This is a genomic window from Bradyrhizobium sp. 137 (assembly GCF_023074095.1).
Taxonomy (GTDB): domain Bacteria; phylum Pseudomonadota; class Alphaproteobacteria; order Rhizobiales; family Xanthobacteraceae; genus Bradyrhizobium.
On the sequence record NZ_JADPKU010000066.1, the window covers coordinates 15482 to 30555 of the forward strand.

Sequence of the window (15074 nt, forward strand, 5' to 3'; positions counted from 1 at the left end):
ACAGCGGAAGGAACCAGACGCCGTCTACGGCAAGCCGTCGGTGCACTCACGCGCTACGATTTTGCCGTGCCCGGCTCGGCCATCTTCCGATGCTGCTTGGCCAGCATCTCGTTCGGCGTGATGTTGGCGACCGTCGTCTGGATCTTGTTCTTCAACCCGGTGACGATATCGGCCTCACCCCGCAGCATTGCATCGAAGCCGGCCTTGGCCACCTCGTAGGCGCCATCCTTCTGCTCGGTGCCGACCTTGGTGTCCATCATTTCGGCGCGGCGGAAGAATTCAGTGTCGGTGGCGCCAGGCATCAGGCAAGTGACGGTGATGCCGCTATCGCGCAGCTCTTCGCGCAGCGCGAAGGAGAACGAGTCAAGAAAAGCCTTGGAGGCGTTGTACACCGCCTGGAAGCTGCCGGGCGTGAAGCCGGCGACCGAGCCCGTGATGAGAATGCGCCCGGAGTTGCGGCGCAGCATCGCGTTGCCGACGCGATGGATCAGGTCAAGCGTGCCGGTGATGTTGGTGTCGACGACGCGCCTGATGCGTTGGAAATCCTGATCGAGGAAGGCCCGGCCGAGGCCGATGCCGGCATTCGCCAGCAGCGCGTCGATCGGGCGGTCGGCAATCGCGGCGCAGAGCTTATCGACACCTTCAGTGGTGGCGAGATCGGTCTCGACCGGCTCCACACTACCGCCGAGCCTACGCAGATCGACGGCCACCCGCTCGATCGCAGGCTCGTCCGCGGCGATGACGAGATTGAAACCTGCCTGGGCGCAGCACCTGGCGAGTTCCAGGCCAATACCGGTTGAGGCGCCGGTGACGACGGCGAGTTGATTGGCGGACATAGGGCATATCCTCGCGGATTGGGATGATGACGCCCAATCGCCCAACCGACCACCCTGTTCCAATTTCCGCCCCAGGCTCGTGCAGTGCGAGGAATTTGCGCCTCGCATAGCAACCATCGTTCATGCCTGGACTTAGATGCCACGTGATTGATAGCGGAGGACGGAGATGAAGGCGCTGGTATGGCATGGCAAGGAGGACATCCGGTGCGACAGCGTCACCGACCCGGAGATCCAGGACCCGCGGGACGCCATCATCAAGGTCACGAGTTGCGCCATCTGTGGTTCGGACCTGCACCTCTTCCACAATTTCATTCCAGGCATGCTGCCCGGTGACATCATGGGCCACGAGACCATGGGTGAAGTGGTCGAGGTCGGCTCCGGCGTCGACGGCAAGCTGAAGAAAGGTGACCGCATTGTCGTGCCGTTCACGATCATTTGCGGCGAATGCGACCAGTGCAAGCGCGGCAATTTCTCCGTCTGCGAGACCACCAACCGCAAGCGTCATCTGGCTGAGAAGGTGTTCGGTCATTCCTGCGCCGGCCTGTTCGGCTACACGCATCTGACCGGCGGCTATCCCGGCGGGCAGGCCGAGTATCTGCGTGTGCCCTACGCCGATGCCACGCACATCAAGGTTCCCCCCGGCATCCCCGACGAGCAGCTGTTGTTCCTCAGCGACATCTTCCCGACCGGCTGGCAGGCCGCGGTGCAGTGCGATATCGAGCCGACCGACACTGTCGCGATCTGGGGCTGCGGCCCGGTCGGACAGATGGCGATCCGCAGCGCCATCCTGCTCGGCGCCAACCAGGTGATTGCGATCGATTGCCTGCCCGAGCGGCTCAGCATGGCGGAAGCCGGCGGCGCCACCACGATCAATTTCGAGACCGAAAGCGTGGTTGAACGGCTAAACGAACTCACCGACGGCAAGGGACCGGAGAAGTGCATCGATTGCGCCGGCATGGAAGCGCATGTGATGGCCTCGCAACCGGACACGCTGCTCGACCGCGCCAAGCAGATGGTGATGCTGGAGAGCGACCGGCCCCACGTGCTGCGCGAGATGATCTATGTCTGCCGTCCCGGCGGCATCATCTCGGTCGCGGGCGTCTATAGCGGCTTCTCTGACAAGATGCCGATCGGCGCGTTCATGAACAAGGGGCTGACGATGCGGACCGGCCAGACCCACGTCAATCGCTGGACCGACGACCTGCTTCGCCGCATCGAGGAAGGCGAGATCGATCCGTCCTTCGTCATCACCCATACCGTGCCGCTCAGCCAAGGCCCCGAAATGTACCAGGTGTTTCGCGACAAGCGTGACTCCTGCGTCAAGGTCGTGCTGAAGCCCTGAGGAAGTCCGCCATGTTTCACTTCTCCAACATCGTCCGCACCAAGGGTGATCCGAAAATCCTCGAGGGCGGGCCGAGCCTGAAGCGCGCCGAAGACCAGCTCGCTCGCGCGCTCGGCTGGTTCAGTATCGCTCTCGGCGCCGTGGAATTCCTTGCGCCAAGGCGCATCACCGCGACGATGGGCATGGAAGGCCATGAGACGCTGGTCCGCGCCTTCGGCGTGCGGGAGATCCTTGCCGGGATCATGTCACTGTCCGTGGACAAGAACGCCGGCCTCTGGGCCCGCGTCGGCGGCGACGGCCTCGATGCCGCCGCGCTGCTCTCCGGACTGACACCCGACAATCCCAAGAAAGGCAATATCGCGCTGGCGCTCCTGATGGTCGGGGGCATCGCCATGCTCGACTATCGCGCCGCGCAGGACACCAGGCCGCGGCGGCCGCCGCGCGAAGCAAGGCGCAAGCTCTATCCGAACCGCAGCGGCTTCCCCAAGGGGCTGGAAAACGCCAGAAGCGGCGCGAAGCAGATCGCAGCGCACCCCATGCCCGAGCGATCCTGAGTTCGCGCGAGAGACAAACCGTAACGAGGTGAATCGAGGCAATGAACGAATCCCGTGACGAACGCGCGTGGTGGCAATCCGCAGTCGTTTATGAAATCGCGCCGATCTCGTTCCAGGATTCCAATGGCGACGGCAAAGGCGACCTCGCCGGCTTGATGTCGCGGCTCGACTACCTGAAATGGCTCGGCGTCGATGCGGTGTGGCTGACGCCGATCTACCGCACCCCCTTTCGCGATCTCGGCTATGATATCTCCGATTATTGTTCAATCGACCCGAGTTTCGGCACGCTCGACGCGTTCGATCGCCTCCTCAGTGCCCTGCACGCGGAAGACATCCGGGTCATTCTCGACTTTGTCCCCAATCATACCGCCGACGACCATGCCTGGTTCGTCGAGAGCAGCAGTTCGCGCCACAGCGCGAAATCCGATTGGTACGTCTGGGCCGATCCGGCCGAGAATGGCGGGCCGCCGAACAATTGGCTCAGTCGTTTCGGCGGCAGCGCCTGGGAATGGTGTGAGGCGCGGCGGCAATATTATTACCACTCCTTCCTGGTCGAGCAGCCGGACCTGAACTGGCGCAATCCGGACGTGAGAGCAGCGATCGCCGACGTCATGCGCTTCTGGCTCGACCGCGGCGTCGACGGCTTTCGCGTCGATGCCAGCGCCGTGCTGATCAAAGACGATCTCTTGCGCGACAATCCACCGAACCCGAAGGCCAAGGACAAGCCGCCGCCGCAACGCCATACGCCCGTATTTACCGACGACCGGCCGGAGACGATGTCGTGCATCGAATTCATCCGGGAGGTGATCGATGGCTATCCGGACCGGGTGTTGTGCGGCGAAGTTCAGGGCAAGACCGACCGGATCGGGCACTTCTACGGCAACGATCGACCTCGCCTGCACCTGCCGCTGAATTTTGCGCTGCTGGACTCGCAATGGGACGCGCTGTCGCTCCAGGCGACCATCGACGCCTATCTCAACGCCATCCCCAAGGGCGCTTGGCCGGTGTGGGTGATCGGCGGGCATGACAAGCAGCGGATCGCGAGCAAGATCGGTGCGGCGCAGATGCGCGTGCTCGCGGTGTTGTTGATGACGCTGCGTGGAACGCCGTTCTTCTTCATGGGCGACGAGATCGGCCGCAAGCGCGTTCCCATTCCCGCCGATCGCGTTCACGATCCCTTCGAGAAGCTCGTGCCGGGCTATGGACTTTGCCGCGACCCCGAGCGCGCGCCGATGCGCTGGGATGACGGCGAGAGCGGCGGATTCACCACCGGCAGCCCGTGGCTGCCCCTCGGGCCCGGCGATGCGCCAAACGTGGCGCAGCAGAGACGGGACGAGCGTTCGCTCCTGGCGCTGTTTCGCGCGCTGATCGCGTTACGGCGCGAGCATGCCTGTCTGCGCGACGGCAGCCACGCGCCGCTGCGCTCGCAAAACGACGTGCTCGCCTTCAAGCGCCTGGCGGGCCCAAGCGAAGTGCTGGTCGCGCTCAACATGGCCGCCGAGCCGCGAAGATGGCACTGGCAGGGCCGCGGCCGCCTGCTGATGTCGACGCACCTGGACCGGCCGCGCGAAGCATTGCGGGATGCATCGATCCTGCTTCGGGGCAATGAAGGCGTGATCATTGAGCTCGCGCGGCGATGATCGGAGGAACCATCGGCGCGCCGAGGAGTCTGATCAACGCCTCCGGCATCTCCCCCCGTGCTGCCGGACGCATTTTGGACGAAACCGCTAGCTCCGACGCTCATTCCCCCTTTGGGGGCCGGGGCGGCGGCGTGAGCTTGGAGGCTGCAATGGGCAAGGTGAAGGGTCTTAAGCAGCGGATCGCCGGCAAGGCGAAACAGGCCGTCGGCGAGATCGTCGGGGATCAGGAGCTCCATGAGGACGGCAAGGCCGAGGCGGAGCGCGGCCGCGACGAACAGGACAAACCGAGCGAGCTCAATCCGCTGAAGAAGCTCCAGCAGCTGACGTGAACGCGCCGTCCGAGCCGGCGCTTTACGTCACCAGGAGGCGACGCCGCTCGCGCTGGACCGCGGCCATCGCGCTCGGCCTGATCAGCAGCACCTTCTCGACCATCGTCAGCCAGCTCTTCGCCGCCCGGATCGGCCGCGATGCAGCGGTCGACTGGATGATTGTCGCCACCATTCCGGCGCGCGACTGGGCGATCAGCGCCGAGCCCTCATGGAGCGCGGTCGTCACCGGCATCGCGTTCCATCAATGGGCGGACTTTTCCTGGGCGGTTGTCTTCTTCGGCGTGCTGGGACGCTGGACGGCGGACTTGCGGCCGCTGACGATCCTGCTGCTCGCGCTGCCCTGGGCGGTGTTTTCCTCAGGCATGGAATGGCTCGTGCTGGTACCGCTTTTTCCGTTCTGGCAGCCCCTGTTCACGCTGCAGCAGCCCTACTGGATCGGGCTTCTGGTGCACGGCTCGTCGGCCGTGATGTATCCCCTGTTCGCGCGGCTGCGCTGGGCCCACGGCGATACGCCCGCCCGCGATGTGCGATTCACCAATGCCTGGATCACCGGCGCCCTGGTCGTGATCGCACTGCTCGGGACGACCGCCTTTTTCGGCCGCCATGGCTACGAGCTGCCGTGGATGGGACGCGACAGGGATGTCGACCAAGCCTATATCCGGCACATGACCACCCACCACGCGCAAGGCATCGAGCTTGCGCGGATCGCAACCGAGCGTGCGCAAGACCCGCATTTGCAGAAGCTCGCCATGCTGATGATCGCAAGCCAGACCGGCGAGAAAACAATCTTCGAGAACTGGTGGCTGAGCTGGTTCGACACGGAGATGCCGGACTGCACCGCGCAGGAGCGCTCCGCCATGCCGGGCTTTCTGACGCCAGCCGAGATGCGTCAAGTCAGGATCGCCGCGCCCGAGGCGTTCGCTCGCCTCTTTGTTGAGATGATGACGTTGCATCATCGGGGTGCGGTGAAGATGGCGGACCAGATGTGGCACAGCCGTGGCGATCCGCGCCTGCGTATCATGGCTCATGCCCTCCGCCATGAGCAGCAAGGTGACATCGCGCTGATGCAGGGCGTGAGCGGCGTCGCCGCGGTGGCGACGGCGTTACGCAACATGTTCGGCGATAACGCCAATTGAGCGCGCGGAACCTTGGCTCGCATCGATGCGGCAGGCCAGGAAGCCTCTTTGCGGCAAGACCGTCTTCAAGATCCACCTGACGCACTCGTGCGAGTGCGTCGCTCGATGCACAAAAGGCCGATCCGCTCGCCGCGGCTTCACGCGACCTTCAGCGCGGCCCCGCTGTCGGCGTCGAGAAATCCCGTAAGCCTACCCCTGATCAGTCGCTCGGCATCCGCCATGATGCGGTCGAGCAGCTCCTTCACGGTTGGAATGTCGTGGATGAGCCCGACGACCATGCCGCAACTCCAGGCGCCCGCGTCCATATCGCCCTCGATCATCACCTTGGGATAAACGCCAGCCACCTGATCATGGATGTCGTCGATCTTGAGGCTCTTGCCTTTCTCCCGCTCGACCCCGAGCAGCTGCTCGACACCCTTGTTGTTCAGGACCCGCTCGGTGTTGCGGAGCGCCCGCATGACCAGCCTTGTATCGAGCTCCGACGCCCGAACCAAGGCATTCTTGACGTTCTCGTGCACCGGCGCCTCCTTGGTGGCGATGAAGCGCGTGCCCATGTTCATGCCGGCGGCGCCCATTGCCAGCGCCGCAACGAGGCTGCGCGCGTCCGCCATGCCGCCGGAGGCAACAAACGGGATCTTCAGTTCCTCGGCGGCACGCGGCAACAGGATCATGTTGGGCATGTCGTCTTCGCCCGGATGGCCGCCGCATTCAAAACCATCGACGCTGACGGCATCGCAGCCGATCTGCTCGGCCTTCAGCGAATGCCGGACCGAGGTGCATTTGTGGATCACCTTGATGCCGCCCGCCTTCAAGGCCGGCATGTACTGTTCGGGGCTGCGCCCGGCGGTTTCGACGATCTTGACGCCGCCCTCCCTGATCGCAGCGATGTATTCCGGATAGGGCGGTGCGCTGAAGGTGGGCAGGAAAGTCAAGTTCACCCCGAATGGCTTATCGGTCATGTCGCGGCAGCGCGCGATCTCCTTGGCCAGCAGTTCCGGCGTTCGCTGCGTCAGGCCGGTGATGATTCCGAGCCCGCCGGCATTCGACACCGCGGCTGCGAGTTCGGCAAAGCCGACATAGTGCATCCCACCCTGGATGATCGGATGTTCGATGCCGAACAGTTCAGTGATCGCTGTCTTCACGAATGACCTCCCCGCGTTTCCGCTCAGTGAATGATTTCGAACAGTCCCGCCGCGCCCATGCCGCCGCCGATGCACATGGTCACCACGCCGTACTTCGCCTTGCGCCGCCGGCCCTCGAGAAGGAGGTGGCCGGTAAGCCGCGCTCCGGTCATGCCGTAGGGATGACCGATCGCGATCGATCCGCCGTTGACGTTGAGCTTGTCCGGGTCGATGCCGAGCTTGTCGCGGCAATAAATCACCTGCACCGCGTAAGCCTCGTTCAGCTCCCAAAGATCGATGTCGTCGATCTTGAGGTCATGGCGCTTGAGCAAGCGCGGGATCGCGACGACCGGGCCGACGCCCATCTCGTCGGGTTCGACGCCAGCGGCGACGAAGCCGCGGAAGATGCCGAGCGGCTTGAGGCCCTTCCTGGCCGCGATCCTGTCGCTCATGATGATGCAGGCCGAAGCACCGTCCGAAAGCTGGCTGGCATTGCCCGCGCTGATCGTCTTGCCTTCGAACACCGGCTTGATCTTGGACAGGCCCTCGGCCGTGGTCTCGGGGCGTGGACCTTCGTCCTTTGTTAGCGTCACCTCCTGGTAGGTGACCTCCTTGGTGTCCTTGTTGACAAGCGCCATCCTGGTCGTGAATGGCACGATCTCATCGTTGAAGCGGCCGGCCTGCAAAGCAGCGCCGACGCGCCGTTGACATTCGAGACTATATTCATCCTGCTTGTCGCGACCGATCTTGTAGCGCTCGGCGACGATCTCGGCGGTCTCGAGCATCGACATGTACATTTCGGGCTTCATCGCCATCAGCTCATCGTCGACGGCGTGGAACTTGTTCATGTGCTCGTTCTGCACGAGACTGATCGACTCGATGCCGCCGCCGATCGCGACTTCGACGCCATCGAGCATGACCGACCGCGCTGCAACTGCGATGGCCTGCAGCCCCGACGCACATTGGCGGTCGATGGTGGTGCCGGCGACGGTGACCGGCAGGCCAGCGCGGATCGCGCCCTTGCGGGCGACGTTCATCACCATGGTGCCTTGCTGCATCGCGCAGCCCATCACCACGTCCTCGACTTCGCCGGGCGCGATGCCGGCCCGCTTCACCGCTTCGGCCATCACATGCCCGGCCATGGTGGGGCCGTCCGTGTTGTTGAGCGCGCCGCGATAGGCTTTGCCGACGGCGGTCCGAGCCGTGGAAACGATGACTGCTTCAGTCGTCATGCTGGCCTCTCTGTTTACGCGGCTGCGTCCAGCTGCGCGTAGCGCAGCACGTGGAACGCGGGATCGCCGAACTGGATGTTGATGGAGGAGATTCGCTTGAAATAATGTCCGACGTTGAGCTCGTCGGTCATTCCCATGCCGCCATGAAGCTGTACCGCCTGCTCGGCGACGAACTTGCCGGCATAGCCGATCTTCGACTTGGCGCCCGAGGCGAGCCGCGGGAGTCCCACATCGCCCGCAGCGAGGCTGAGGTTGAGATGTTGCAGCAGGGAGAGCGCCTCCTGATGCGCGATGAACATGTCGACCATCCGATGCTGCAGCACCTGGAAGGAGCCGATGGTGGTGCCGAACTGCTTGCGGGTCTTCGAATATTCCAGTGTGGCGGAATTCAGCTCGCCCATCGCACCGACGCCTTCCGCGCAGAGCGCGCCGATCGCGCGATCGCGGCAGGCCTCCAGCGCGGCAACGCCCTCGCCTTCCGGTCCGAGCAATTGCCCGCGAGCCTCGCGCAGGCTGATCTCGGCGGCGCGGCGGCCGTCGATGGTCTTGAAGCTCTGAAGATCGACGCCGGCGGCGCGGCGATCGACCACGAACAGGCTGACGCCGCCACGGTCACGGTCATCGCCGGAGGTCCGGGCCGAGACGATCAGATCGTCGGCCCACGGCGCGGCGATCACCATGGTCTTCGCGCCGCTCAGGATGTAGTCATTGCCCTCGCGCCGCGCCGTCGTCGTGACATTGCCAAGATCGAAGCGCGATTCCTTCTCCGTCCAGGCCAGAGCCCAGGTCTTTGTGCCGTCGATGATGCCGGGGATGAAGGCTTGTTTCTGCTCCGGCGTGCCAATCTGCTCGATCAGGCCGCCGGCCAGCACCACCGTTTCGACGAAAGGCTCGATGACGAGGTGCCGGCCGAACTCATGCATGATGATCATGGTCGACAAGGGACCGCCGCCGAGACCGCCGACCTCCTCGGAGAACGGCGCCGCGAGCAACCCGAGCTCCGCGAAGGCCTCCCAATGCTTCCGGCTGAAGCCTTGCTCGCTCGCCACGATCTTGCGGCGCGTGTCGAAATCGTATTGGTCGCGCAGCAAACGCTGGACGCTGGATCGCAGCATGTCCTGCTCTTCCGTAAACTGGATGTCCATCCGATCCTCCCGATGCGCCGCGCCTAAAGACCGAGCACTGCTTTGGCGATGATGTTTCGCTGGATCTCGTTCGATCCGCCGTAGATGCTGAGCTTACGCGCGTTCAGATATTTCTCCGACGCGGTATGAGCGTACTCCGGGCCCGGCATGAAGTGGTTGGTGCTGATCGGATGCTCGCGGATCGCAAGGCCGTAATTGCCAATCGCGCGATGAGTGAGTTCGGTGATGCTCTGGAATATCTCGGTGCCGCGGATCTTGAACAGCGACGCCGCCGGCCCCGGGTCGATGCCGCGCGCCATCTGGGCGACCACGCGCAATTCGGTCGCCTCCAGAGCCAGGACATCGAGCTCGATGCGGGCGATGTCCCGCAGAAACTCGAGATGTGCCGGATCGTGCGCTGGTATCTCGGCCTTCACGATCTGCTTCAGCTTCCCGATGTAACGGGTCGACCGGCCGATGCCCGCCATGCTGGTCCGCTCGTTGCCGAGCAGGAACTTGGCGTAAGTCCAACCTTTGTTCTCCTCGCCGACGAGGTTCTCCACCGGCACGCGGACGTTCTCGAGGAAGACGTCGTTGACCTCGTGGCTGCCTTCGATCGTGATGATCGGCCGCACGGTGACGCCGGGCGACTTCATGTCGATCAGCAGGAAGGAGATGCCGGATTGCGGCTTCGCGTTCGGGTCGGTCCGCACCAGGCAGAAAATCCAGTCGGCGTGCTGCGCCAGCGTGGTCCAGGTCTTGTGGCCGTTGACGATGTAGTGGTCGCCGTCGCGCACCGCCTTGGTTCTGACGGTCGCAAGGTCCGAGCCGGAGCCCGGCTCCGAATAGCCCTGGCACCACCAATCGTCGCCGGAGAGAATCCGCGGCAGGAAGCGCCTCTTCTGCGCCTCGTTGCCGAACGTGTAGATCACCGGCCCGACCATGGTCACGCTGAACGCGAGCGGCGGCAGCGTTCCGGCCCGGGAGGTCTCCTGCTCGAAGATGAAGCGTTGCGTGATCGACCAGCCCGGACCGCCATACTCCTTGGGCCATAACGGCGCGATCCAGCCCTTATTGTAGAGAATGCGATGCCAGAGCAGCGACTGCTCCTTGGTCAAATCGGTCTCGGGATTCGGAACGCGCATTTCCGCCGGATAATTCTCTGCGATGAAGGCGCGCACCTCATCGCGAAAGGCAGCGTCCTCACTGGAAAGATTGAGCTCCATCGCAGCGGTCTCCGCTACCACTTCTCACCGAAGGGGCGGATCTCCAGCTCGAAGGTCCAGGCGCTGCGCGGCTGCTGATACAGCAGCCAATAGGATTCCGCGACCGACGACGGCGGCATCAAGAGATCGGGATTGTCGAGGGCGTCCGGACCGAGCGCCTCGACCCGCCGCTGGCGCACCCATTCGGTGTCGACCCCGGAGTCGATGATGAGATGCGCAACGTGAATGTTCTTCGGCCCCAGTTCGCGCGCCGCGGCTTGGGCAACGGCCCGCAGACCGAACTTGGCACTGGCGAAGGCGGCATAGCCGATGCCGCCGCGCAGGCTCGCCGTGGCGCCGGTGAAGAAGATGTTGCCCTTGCCGCGAGGCAGCATCAGCCGCGCGGCTTCGCGGCCGGCGAGAAAGCCGGAATAGCAGGCCATCTCCCAGACCTTGCGGAAGACGCGCTCGGTCGTTTCCAGGATAGGGAAGTTGACGTTGGCCCCGATGTTGAAAATGCAGACCTCGAGCGGCGCATGTTTGTCGGCGTCTCCCAGGAAGGAAATGATCTCCTCCTCCTTGCGCGCGTCGAGCGAACGCGCGTGGATTTCGCCGCCGGCCGCCTCTATCTCCTTGACGAGCGGATCGAGCTTGGCGCCGTTGCGGCGCCCCGCAAACACTGTGAAGCCCTCCGAGGCAAACTTCTTTGCGATCTCGCTGCCGATATAGTCGCCGGCACCAATCACGGCCACGGTTGCGTTTCTCTTCTGCAAGGGTCGTCTCCCGGATTAGGTTAGATCTGTTGAAGCTGCTCTGCCGGTGCCGGAGCATCCCGCATAATGCGCTGTCCGCGCACCGTGATCACCCGGTCGCCGGCAATATCGACCGCGCCTGAAAGAGCTCGCCACTGCCAACCTCCCGAACGATCGGCCCGGTTCTTTGTCGAGGCCTACTCGAATTGGAGTTAACGTTCTTTTTTAGAACTCGTCAATTGCTAAATTGCCATCTGGCGATTTCGGCCGGAACGGCAGAGCAGCTGTCGCTTTTTTTGGACTTACAGAACGTCGTTTACAACATTGCTGCGAACGGCTAGCTATAGGTATCAAATAAGAACTTACAGGGAGAAGCGATCATGGAAGGTCCCGGCGTGGCGATCCTGGTGGGCGCGGGCGATGCGATCGGGGCCGCCGTCGCCCGGCGCTTTGCCAAAGGCGGCTACACAGTTTGCATCTGTCGGCGTGACGCAACCAAATCCCAGGCGCTGGTGGACGAGCTGACGGCTGACGGCCATCGCATCCATGCCTTCAGCGTCGATGCGCGGCAGGAAGCCGAGGTCCAGAAGCTCTTTTCCGATATCGAAAAGAAGATCGGACCGATCGAGGTCTGCCTTTTCAATGCCGGATCGAACGTCAACAAGCCTCTCGTGGAGACCTCCGAAAAACTGTTTTTCAAGGCCTGGGAGCTGGCCTGCTACGCCGGATTTCTCGTCGGGCGCGAGGCCGCGCGCGTCATGCTGCCGCGCGGGCACGGCACCCTTTTCTTTACCGGTGCGACGGCCAGCATTCGCGGCGGCCAGGGGTTTGCGGCGTTTTCGTCGGCGAAGTTCGGGCTTCGCGCGGTGGCCCAGGCCATGGCGCGCGAGCTTGGGCCGAAGAACATCCACGTCGTCCATCTCATCATCGACGCCGGTGTCGACAGCGAAGCCATCCACCAGCGCATGAAAGCGGCGAAGGGGATTGAGGCAAGCGAGATCCCGCCGGACAGCCTGACGAAGACCTCCTCTATCGCAGAAGCCTATTGGTTCACGCACCAGCAGAGCCGCGACGGCTGGACCCATGAACTCGATCTTCGCCCGTCGGTGGAGAAGTGGTGATGAGTACGACACCCGACCTCACCCTGTGGGGTGCCGGAACAAGCCGCACCATTCGTGCACATTGGGCGATGCACGAACTCGGCTTGTCCTACAAGGTCAAGCCGATCGGACCACGGACAGGCGAAACCAAGACCGCTGAATACACCCGGCTCAATCCCCGCCAGAAGATTCCGCTGTTGCAGGATGGCGACTTCTGCATCGGTGAAAGCGCCGCGATCGTCGCGTACCTGTCGCGCATGTATTCCACGCCGGAGCGCTCGCTGATTCCGGAAGCCACCCGCGACTATGCCGCGTGGCTCGAATGGTGCTTCTTTGTCGTGGCCGAGCTCGATTCGACGAGCCTCTATGTCATGCGCCGCCACCGGGCGGATGCGCTCGGACACATCTATGGCGTCGCCCCCGAGGTCGTCGCCCAAGCCGGCCAATATTTCCAGCAACAATTGCGGCATGTGGAGGTCGCGCTGATGGATGGGCGCCAGTTCCTGATGGGCGATCAGTTCACCAGCGCCGACCTCCTGCTCACGACGTGCCTCGATTGGGCCATCGCTTATGGGGTCGACATTTGCGACAATGCGCACCCATACCTTGAGCGCATTCACGGGCGGGACGCGTATTGCAGAGCCCAGGCGGCGAATGTTCCCGTGGCGCCAATTACGCCGGTATCGGCAACCGTCTGAGAGCAATCGCCGGTGCGCGCTTCCGTCTATACGGCCGCGCGCACGCTGCGCTCGGCGATCATCTTGTCGATGGCGCGGTCGTCGTAACCCAGATCGCGCAGTACCTCGCGCGAATGCTCGCCGACCCGGGGGGCCGGCCCGCCGATCGCGGCCTGGTTGACCTCGAAGCGAGCTGCCGGCCTCGGCTGCCGCACCCGGCCGACCTTCGGCTGATCGAATTCGGCGATGATGCCGCGGGCCAGGACCTGTTCGTTGTGGATGATCTCGGCCCGACGCAGGATCGGCGCGCAAGGCACATCCGCTGCGTCGAGGCGTTCCAGCCATTCGGCTGTCGTATGCTGGCTGATGTATTCCGCCATCTTGTTGATCCGCGCGGTGGCATTGACCGAGCGCGCCGCTGGGGTCGCAAAGCGGGAATCCTTGGCGAGCTCGGGGTCACCGGAGGCACGGCAAAAGCCCTGCCATTCGGAATCGGAGATGGTACCGGCGGTGATGTAGCCGTCGCTGGTCTTGAACACCAAGTCCGGCCGATCATTCGGATCGGCCGCGGCTGCCTCGGCGCCGACCACCGTGTACTGCATCATTCCTTCCGGCCAGAGGTAGGAGATCATCGTATCCAGCATCGCCACTTGGATGTGGTCGCCCTGCCCCGTCTTCTCACGGGCATAGAGCGCAGCAGCCACGGCCTGCGCGGTGAACACCGCGGTGGTCTTGTCGCAGACGATGGTGCGGATCATCTGCGGGCGGTTCGTGACCGGCTGCGACTGGATATCGGCGAAGCCGGACAAGCCCTGAATGATCGGATCATAGACCCGTTTCTTCACGTAGGGGCCGCTATCACCGACGCCGCTGATCGAGACGTAGATCAGGCGCGGATGGCGCTGGCGCAATTCCTCGACCCCGAGACCGAGGCGTTCCATGGTACCTGGCCGGAAATTCTGCACCAGGACATCGGACTGCGCGATCAGCTTGGCGAGCACCTCGCGCCCGGACGCGCTCTTGACGTCCATCGACAGCGAACGCTTGCCGCGGTTTGACGAGATGAACAGTGCGGAGAACTCGCCCTCCTTGTCGATGGTGGCACGGCTGCGGCGGGTGATGTCGCCACCGATTGGCTCGATCTTCAGCACGTCGGCGCCCTGGTCCGCCAGAAACATGGTCGCGAACGGACCCGACACCACGCCGGTCAAATCGAGTACTCGAACGCCGTGAAGTGGTCCGGGCATGGGCATTCTCCCTGAATTTGCGTTTGCTTTGGGTCCGAGTGGCTTTCGCCACTCAACCTGGACAGTCGGCGCCGTCAAGCCGTCTTGGAAACAGGTTGTCTGGTCTGCTCGAGGATCGACTCCTCGACGTCGCGGATCTGGTCCTTGCCGAAGAACATCTCCTTGCCAACGAAGAATGTCGGTGCACCAAATGCACCGCGGCTGACGGCGTCATTGGTCAGATCGATCAGCCTCTTCTTGACGTCATCCTGCTGCGCGCGCGCAATCAACCGGTCGATGTCGATCCCCGAGGACACGAACGCGCTCCGGAAAATTTCCGGATCATCCATCTTCTTGGGCTCTTCCCACATATGATGATAGGCAGCACGGAAGTAGGGCTCGAACATACCCTCGAGCTGGGCGGCGACAGCGCTACGCATCAGCATCAGCGTGTTGACCGGGAAGAATGGATTCTGGCGAAACTTCGTGATGTTGTGGCGGCGGATGAACCGCTGGGTCTCCAACGCCTGGTATTCCGGCTTGTTTTTGATCCCGCGAAGCGAGTCGAACGGCGACATGTTGCCGGTCGCCTTGTAGATGCCGCCGAGCAGAACCGGGACATACGCGAACTTCACGCCGGTGCGCTGCTCGATGCCGGGAATGGCAACTTCCGCCAGGTAGGCGTTCGGGCTGCCGAAATCGAACTGGAATTCAATCGTCAGGGTCATCTGGGCCTTCTCCCGGAGAGCGAATGGCGGTCACCGGCGATCCGATCGCCAGCCCGAGGTTCCGCTAATCAT

At 63.4% G+C, this 15074-nt stretch carries 15 protein-coding genes; 7 read left to right on the forward strand and 8 right to left on the reverse strand.

What is annotated here, in order from left to right; all coding sequences use genetic code 11:
- Positions 1 to 53: 53 nt before the first annotated feature.
- Entirely contained in the window at positions 54 to 836 is a 783-nt protein-coding gene (locus tag IVA78_RS20625) for an SDR family NAD(P)-dependent oxidoreductase (RefSeq protein ID WP_247460363.1), read from the reverse strand.
- 166 nt (positions 837 to 1002) lie between these two features.
- Between IVA78_RS20625 and IVA78_RS20630 the strand changes: the two genes are divergently transcribed.
- From IVA78_RS20630 to IVA78_RS20650, 5 genes are all read left to right on the forward strand, one after another.
- Positions 1003 to 2178 (forward strand): zinc-dependent alcohol dehydrogenase, encoded by a 1176-nt coding sequence (locus IVA78_RS20630; protein WP_247460372.1) that lies wholly within the window; start codon positions 1003 to 1005, stop codon positions 2176 to 2178.
- 11 nt (positions 2179 to 2189) lie between these two features.
- Positions 2190 to 2732 carry a hypothetical protein gene (locus tag IVA78_RS20635; protein ID WP_247460374.1) on the forward strand — a complete coding sequence of 181 codons (543 nt, stop codon included), beginning with the start codon at positions 2190 to 2192 and terminating at the stop codon, positions 2730 to 2732.
- Positions 2733 to 2773: 41 nt separating this feature from the next.
- On the forward strand, positions 2774 to 4372 hold the full coding sequence (locus tag IVA78_RS20640) for an alpha-amylase family glycosyl hydrolase (RefSeq protein ID WP_247460376.1): 1599 nt from the start codon (positions 2774 to 2776) through the stop codon (positions 4370 to 4372).
- Between the two features lie 149 nt (positions 4373 to 4521).
- The gene (locus tag IVA78_RS20645) at positions 4522 to 4701 is read left to right on the forward strand and encodes a CsbD family protein (RefSeq protein ID WP_247460379.1); all 180 of its coding nucleotides are present in this window, start codon (positions 4522 to 4524) and stop codon (positions 4699 to 4701) included.
- Positions 4698 to 5837, forward strand: coding sequence for a DUF305 domain-containing protein (locus IVA78_RS20650; RefSeq protein WP_247460381.1), 1140 nt, complete (start codon positions 4698 to 4700; stop codon positions 5835 to 5837). The genes IVA78_RS20645 and IVA78_RS20650 overlap by 4 nt, the downstream gene beginning before the upstream one ends.
- 137 nt (positions 5838 to 5974) lie before the next feature.
- Here IVA78_RS20650 and IVA78_RS20655 read toward each other — a convergent pair whose 3' ends face one another.
- The 5 genes from IVA78_RS20655 to IVA78_RS20675 are packed head-to-tail and all read right to left on the reverse strand — an operon-like array spanning position 5975 to position 11292.
- Positions 5975 to 6979 carry a nitronate monooxygenase family protein gene (locus IVA78_RS20655; RefSeq protein ID WP_247460383.1) on the reverse strand — a complete coding sequence of 335 codons (1005 nt, stop codon included), beginning with the start codon at positions 6977 to 6979 and terminating at the stop codon, positions 5975 to 5977.
- Positions 6980 to 7002: 23 nt separating this feature from the next.
- Positions 7003 to 8190, reverse strand: a complete 1188-nt coding sequence (locus IVA78_RS20660; RefSeq protein ID WP_247460385.1) for an acetyl-CoA C-acyltransferase — start codon at positions 8188 to 8190, stop codon at positions 7003 to 7005.
- Positions 8191 to 8204: 14 nt separating this feature from the next.
- Positions 8205 to 9335, reverse strand: a complete 1131-nt coding sequence (locus IVA78_RS20665; protein ID WP_247460387.1) for an acyl-CoA dehydrogenase family protein — start codon at positions 9333 to 9335, stop codon at positions 8205 to 8207.
- Between the two features lie 23 nt (positions 9336 to 9358).
- Positions 9359 to 10540, reverse strand: a complete 1182-nt coding sequence (locus IVA78_RS20670; RefSeq protein WP_247467379.1) for an acyl-CoA dehydrogenase family protein — start codon at positions 10538 to 10540, stop codon at positions 9359 to 9361.
- A 14-nt stretch (positions 10541 to 10554) separates the two neighbouring features.
- A complete protein-coding gene (locus tag IVA78_RS20675) occupies positions 10555 to 11292 on the reverse strand; it encodes an SDR family oxidoreductase (RefSeq protein ID WP_247422315.1) in 738 nt (245 codons plus the stop codon).
- A 359-nt stretch (positions 11293 to 11651) separates the two neighbouring features.
- On the opposite strand from IVA78_RS20675, the gene IVA78_RS20680 reads away from it, so the two are divergent.
- Positions 11652 to 12392, forward strand: coding sequence for an SDR family NAD(P)-dependent oxidoreductase (locus IVA78_RS20680; protein WP_247280444.1), 741 nt, complete (start codon positions 11652 to 11654; stop codon positions 12390 to 12392).
- On the forward strand, positions 12392 to 13069 hold the full coding sequence (locus tag IVA78_RS20685; RefSeq protein ID WP_256464860.1) for a glutathione S-transferase family protein: 678 nt from the start codon (positions 12392 to 12394) through the stop codon (positions 13067 to 13069). The genes IVA78_RS20680 and IVA78_RS20685 overlap by 1 nt, the downstream gene beginning before the upstream one ends.
- Positions 13070 to 13095: 26 nt before the next feature.
- Here the strand turns inward: IVA78_RS20685 and IVA78_RS20690 are convergent, their stop codons facing one another.
- Both IVA78_RS20690 and IVA78_RS20695 read right to left on the reverse strand, forming a co-directional pair.
- Positions 13096 to 14295, reverse strand: a complete 1200-nt coding sequence (locus IVA78_RS20690; protein ID WP_247460390.1) for a CoA transferase — start codon at positions 14293 to 14295, stop codon at positions 13096 to 13098.
- 74 nt (positions 14296 to 14369) lie between these two features.
- On the reverse strand, positions 14370 to 15002 hold the full coding sequence (locus tag IVA78_RS20695; RefSeq protein ID WP_247460392.1) for a 2-hydroxychromene-2-carboxylate isomerase: 633 nt from the start codon (positions 15000 to 15002) through the stop codon (positions 14370 to 14372).
- Between the last annotated feature and the right edge of the window lie 72 nt (positions 15003 to 15074).

Excerpts from the sequence above, each read along its gene's own strand:
- IVA78_RS20625 (WP_247460363.1), bottom strand. The coding sequence starts at position 836 with ATGTCCGCCAATCAACTCGCCGTCGTCACCGGCGCCTCAACCGGTATT.
- IVA78_RS20630 (WP_247460372.1), top strand. The coding sequence starts at position 1,003 with ATGAAGGCGCTGGTATGGCATGGCAAGGAGGACATCCGGTGCGACAGC.
- IVA78_RS20635 (WP_247460374.1), top strand. The coding sequence starts at position 2,190 with ATGTTTCACTTCTCCAACATCGTCCGCACCAAGGGTGATCCGAAAATC.
- IVA78_RS20640 (WP_247460376.1), top strand. The coding sequence starts at position 2,774 with ATGAACGAATCCCGTGACGAACGCGCGTGGTGGCAATCCGCAGTCGTT.
- IVA78_RS20645 (WP_247460379.1), top strand. The coding sequence starts at position 4,522 with ATGGGCAAGGTGAAGGGTCTTAAGCAGCGGATCGCCGGCAAGGCGAAA.
- IVA78_RS20660 (WP_247460385.1), bottom strand. The coding sequence starts at position 8,190 with ATGACGACTGAAGCAGTCATCGTTTCCACGGCTCGGACCGCCGTCGGC.
- IVA78_RS20665 (WP_247460387.1), bottom strand. The coding sequence starts at position 9,335 with ATGGACATCCAGTTTACGGAAGAGCAGGACATGCTGCGATCCAGCGTC.
- IVA78_RS20670 (WP_247467379.1), bottom strand. The coding sequence starts at position 10,540 with ATGGAGCTCAATCTTTCCAGTGAGGACGCTGCCTTTCGCGATGAGGTG.
- IVA78_RS20680 (WP_247280444.1), top strand. The coding sequence starts at position 11,652 with ATGGAAGGTCCCGGCGTGGCGATCCTGGTGGGCGCGGGCGATGCGATC.
- IVA78_RS20685 (WP_256464860.1), top strand. The coding sequence starts at position 12,392 with ATGAGTACGACACCCGACCTCACCCTGTGGGGTGCCGGAACAAGCCGC.
- IVA78_RS20690 (WP_247460390.1), bottom strand. The coding sequence starts at position 14,295 with ATGCCCGGACCACTTCACGGCGTTCGAGTACTCGATTTGACCGGCGTG.
- IVA78_RS20695 (WP_247460392.1), bottom strand. The coding sequence starts at position 15,002 with ATGACCCTGACGATTGAATTCCAGTTCGATTTCGGCAGCCCGAACGCC.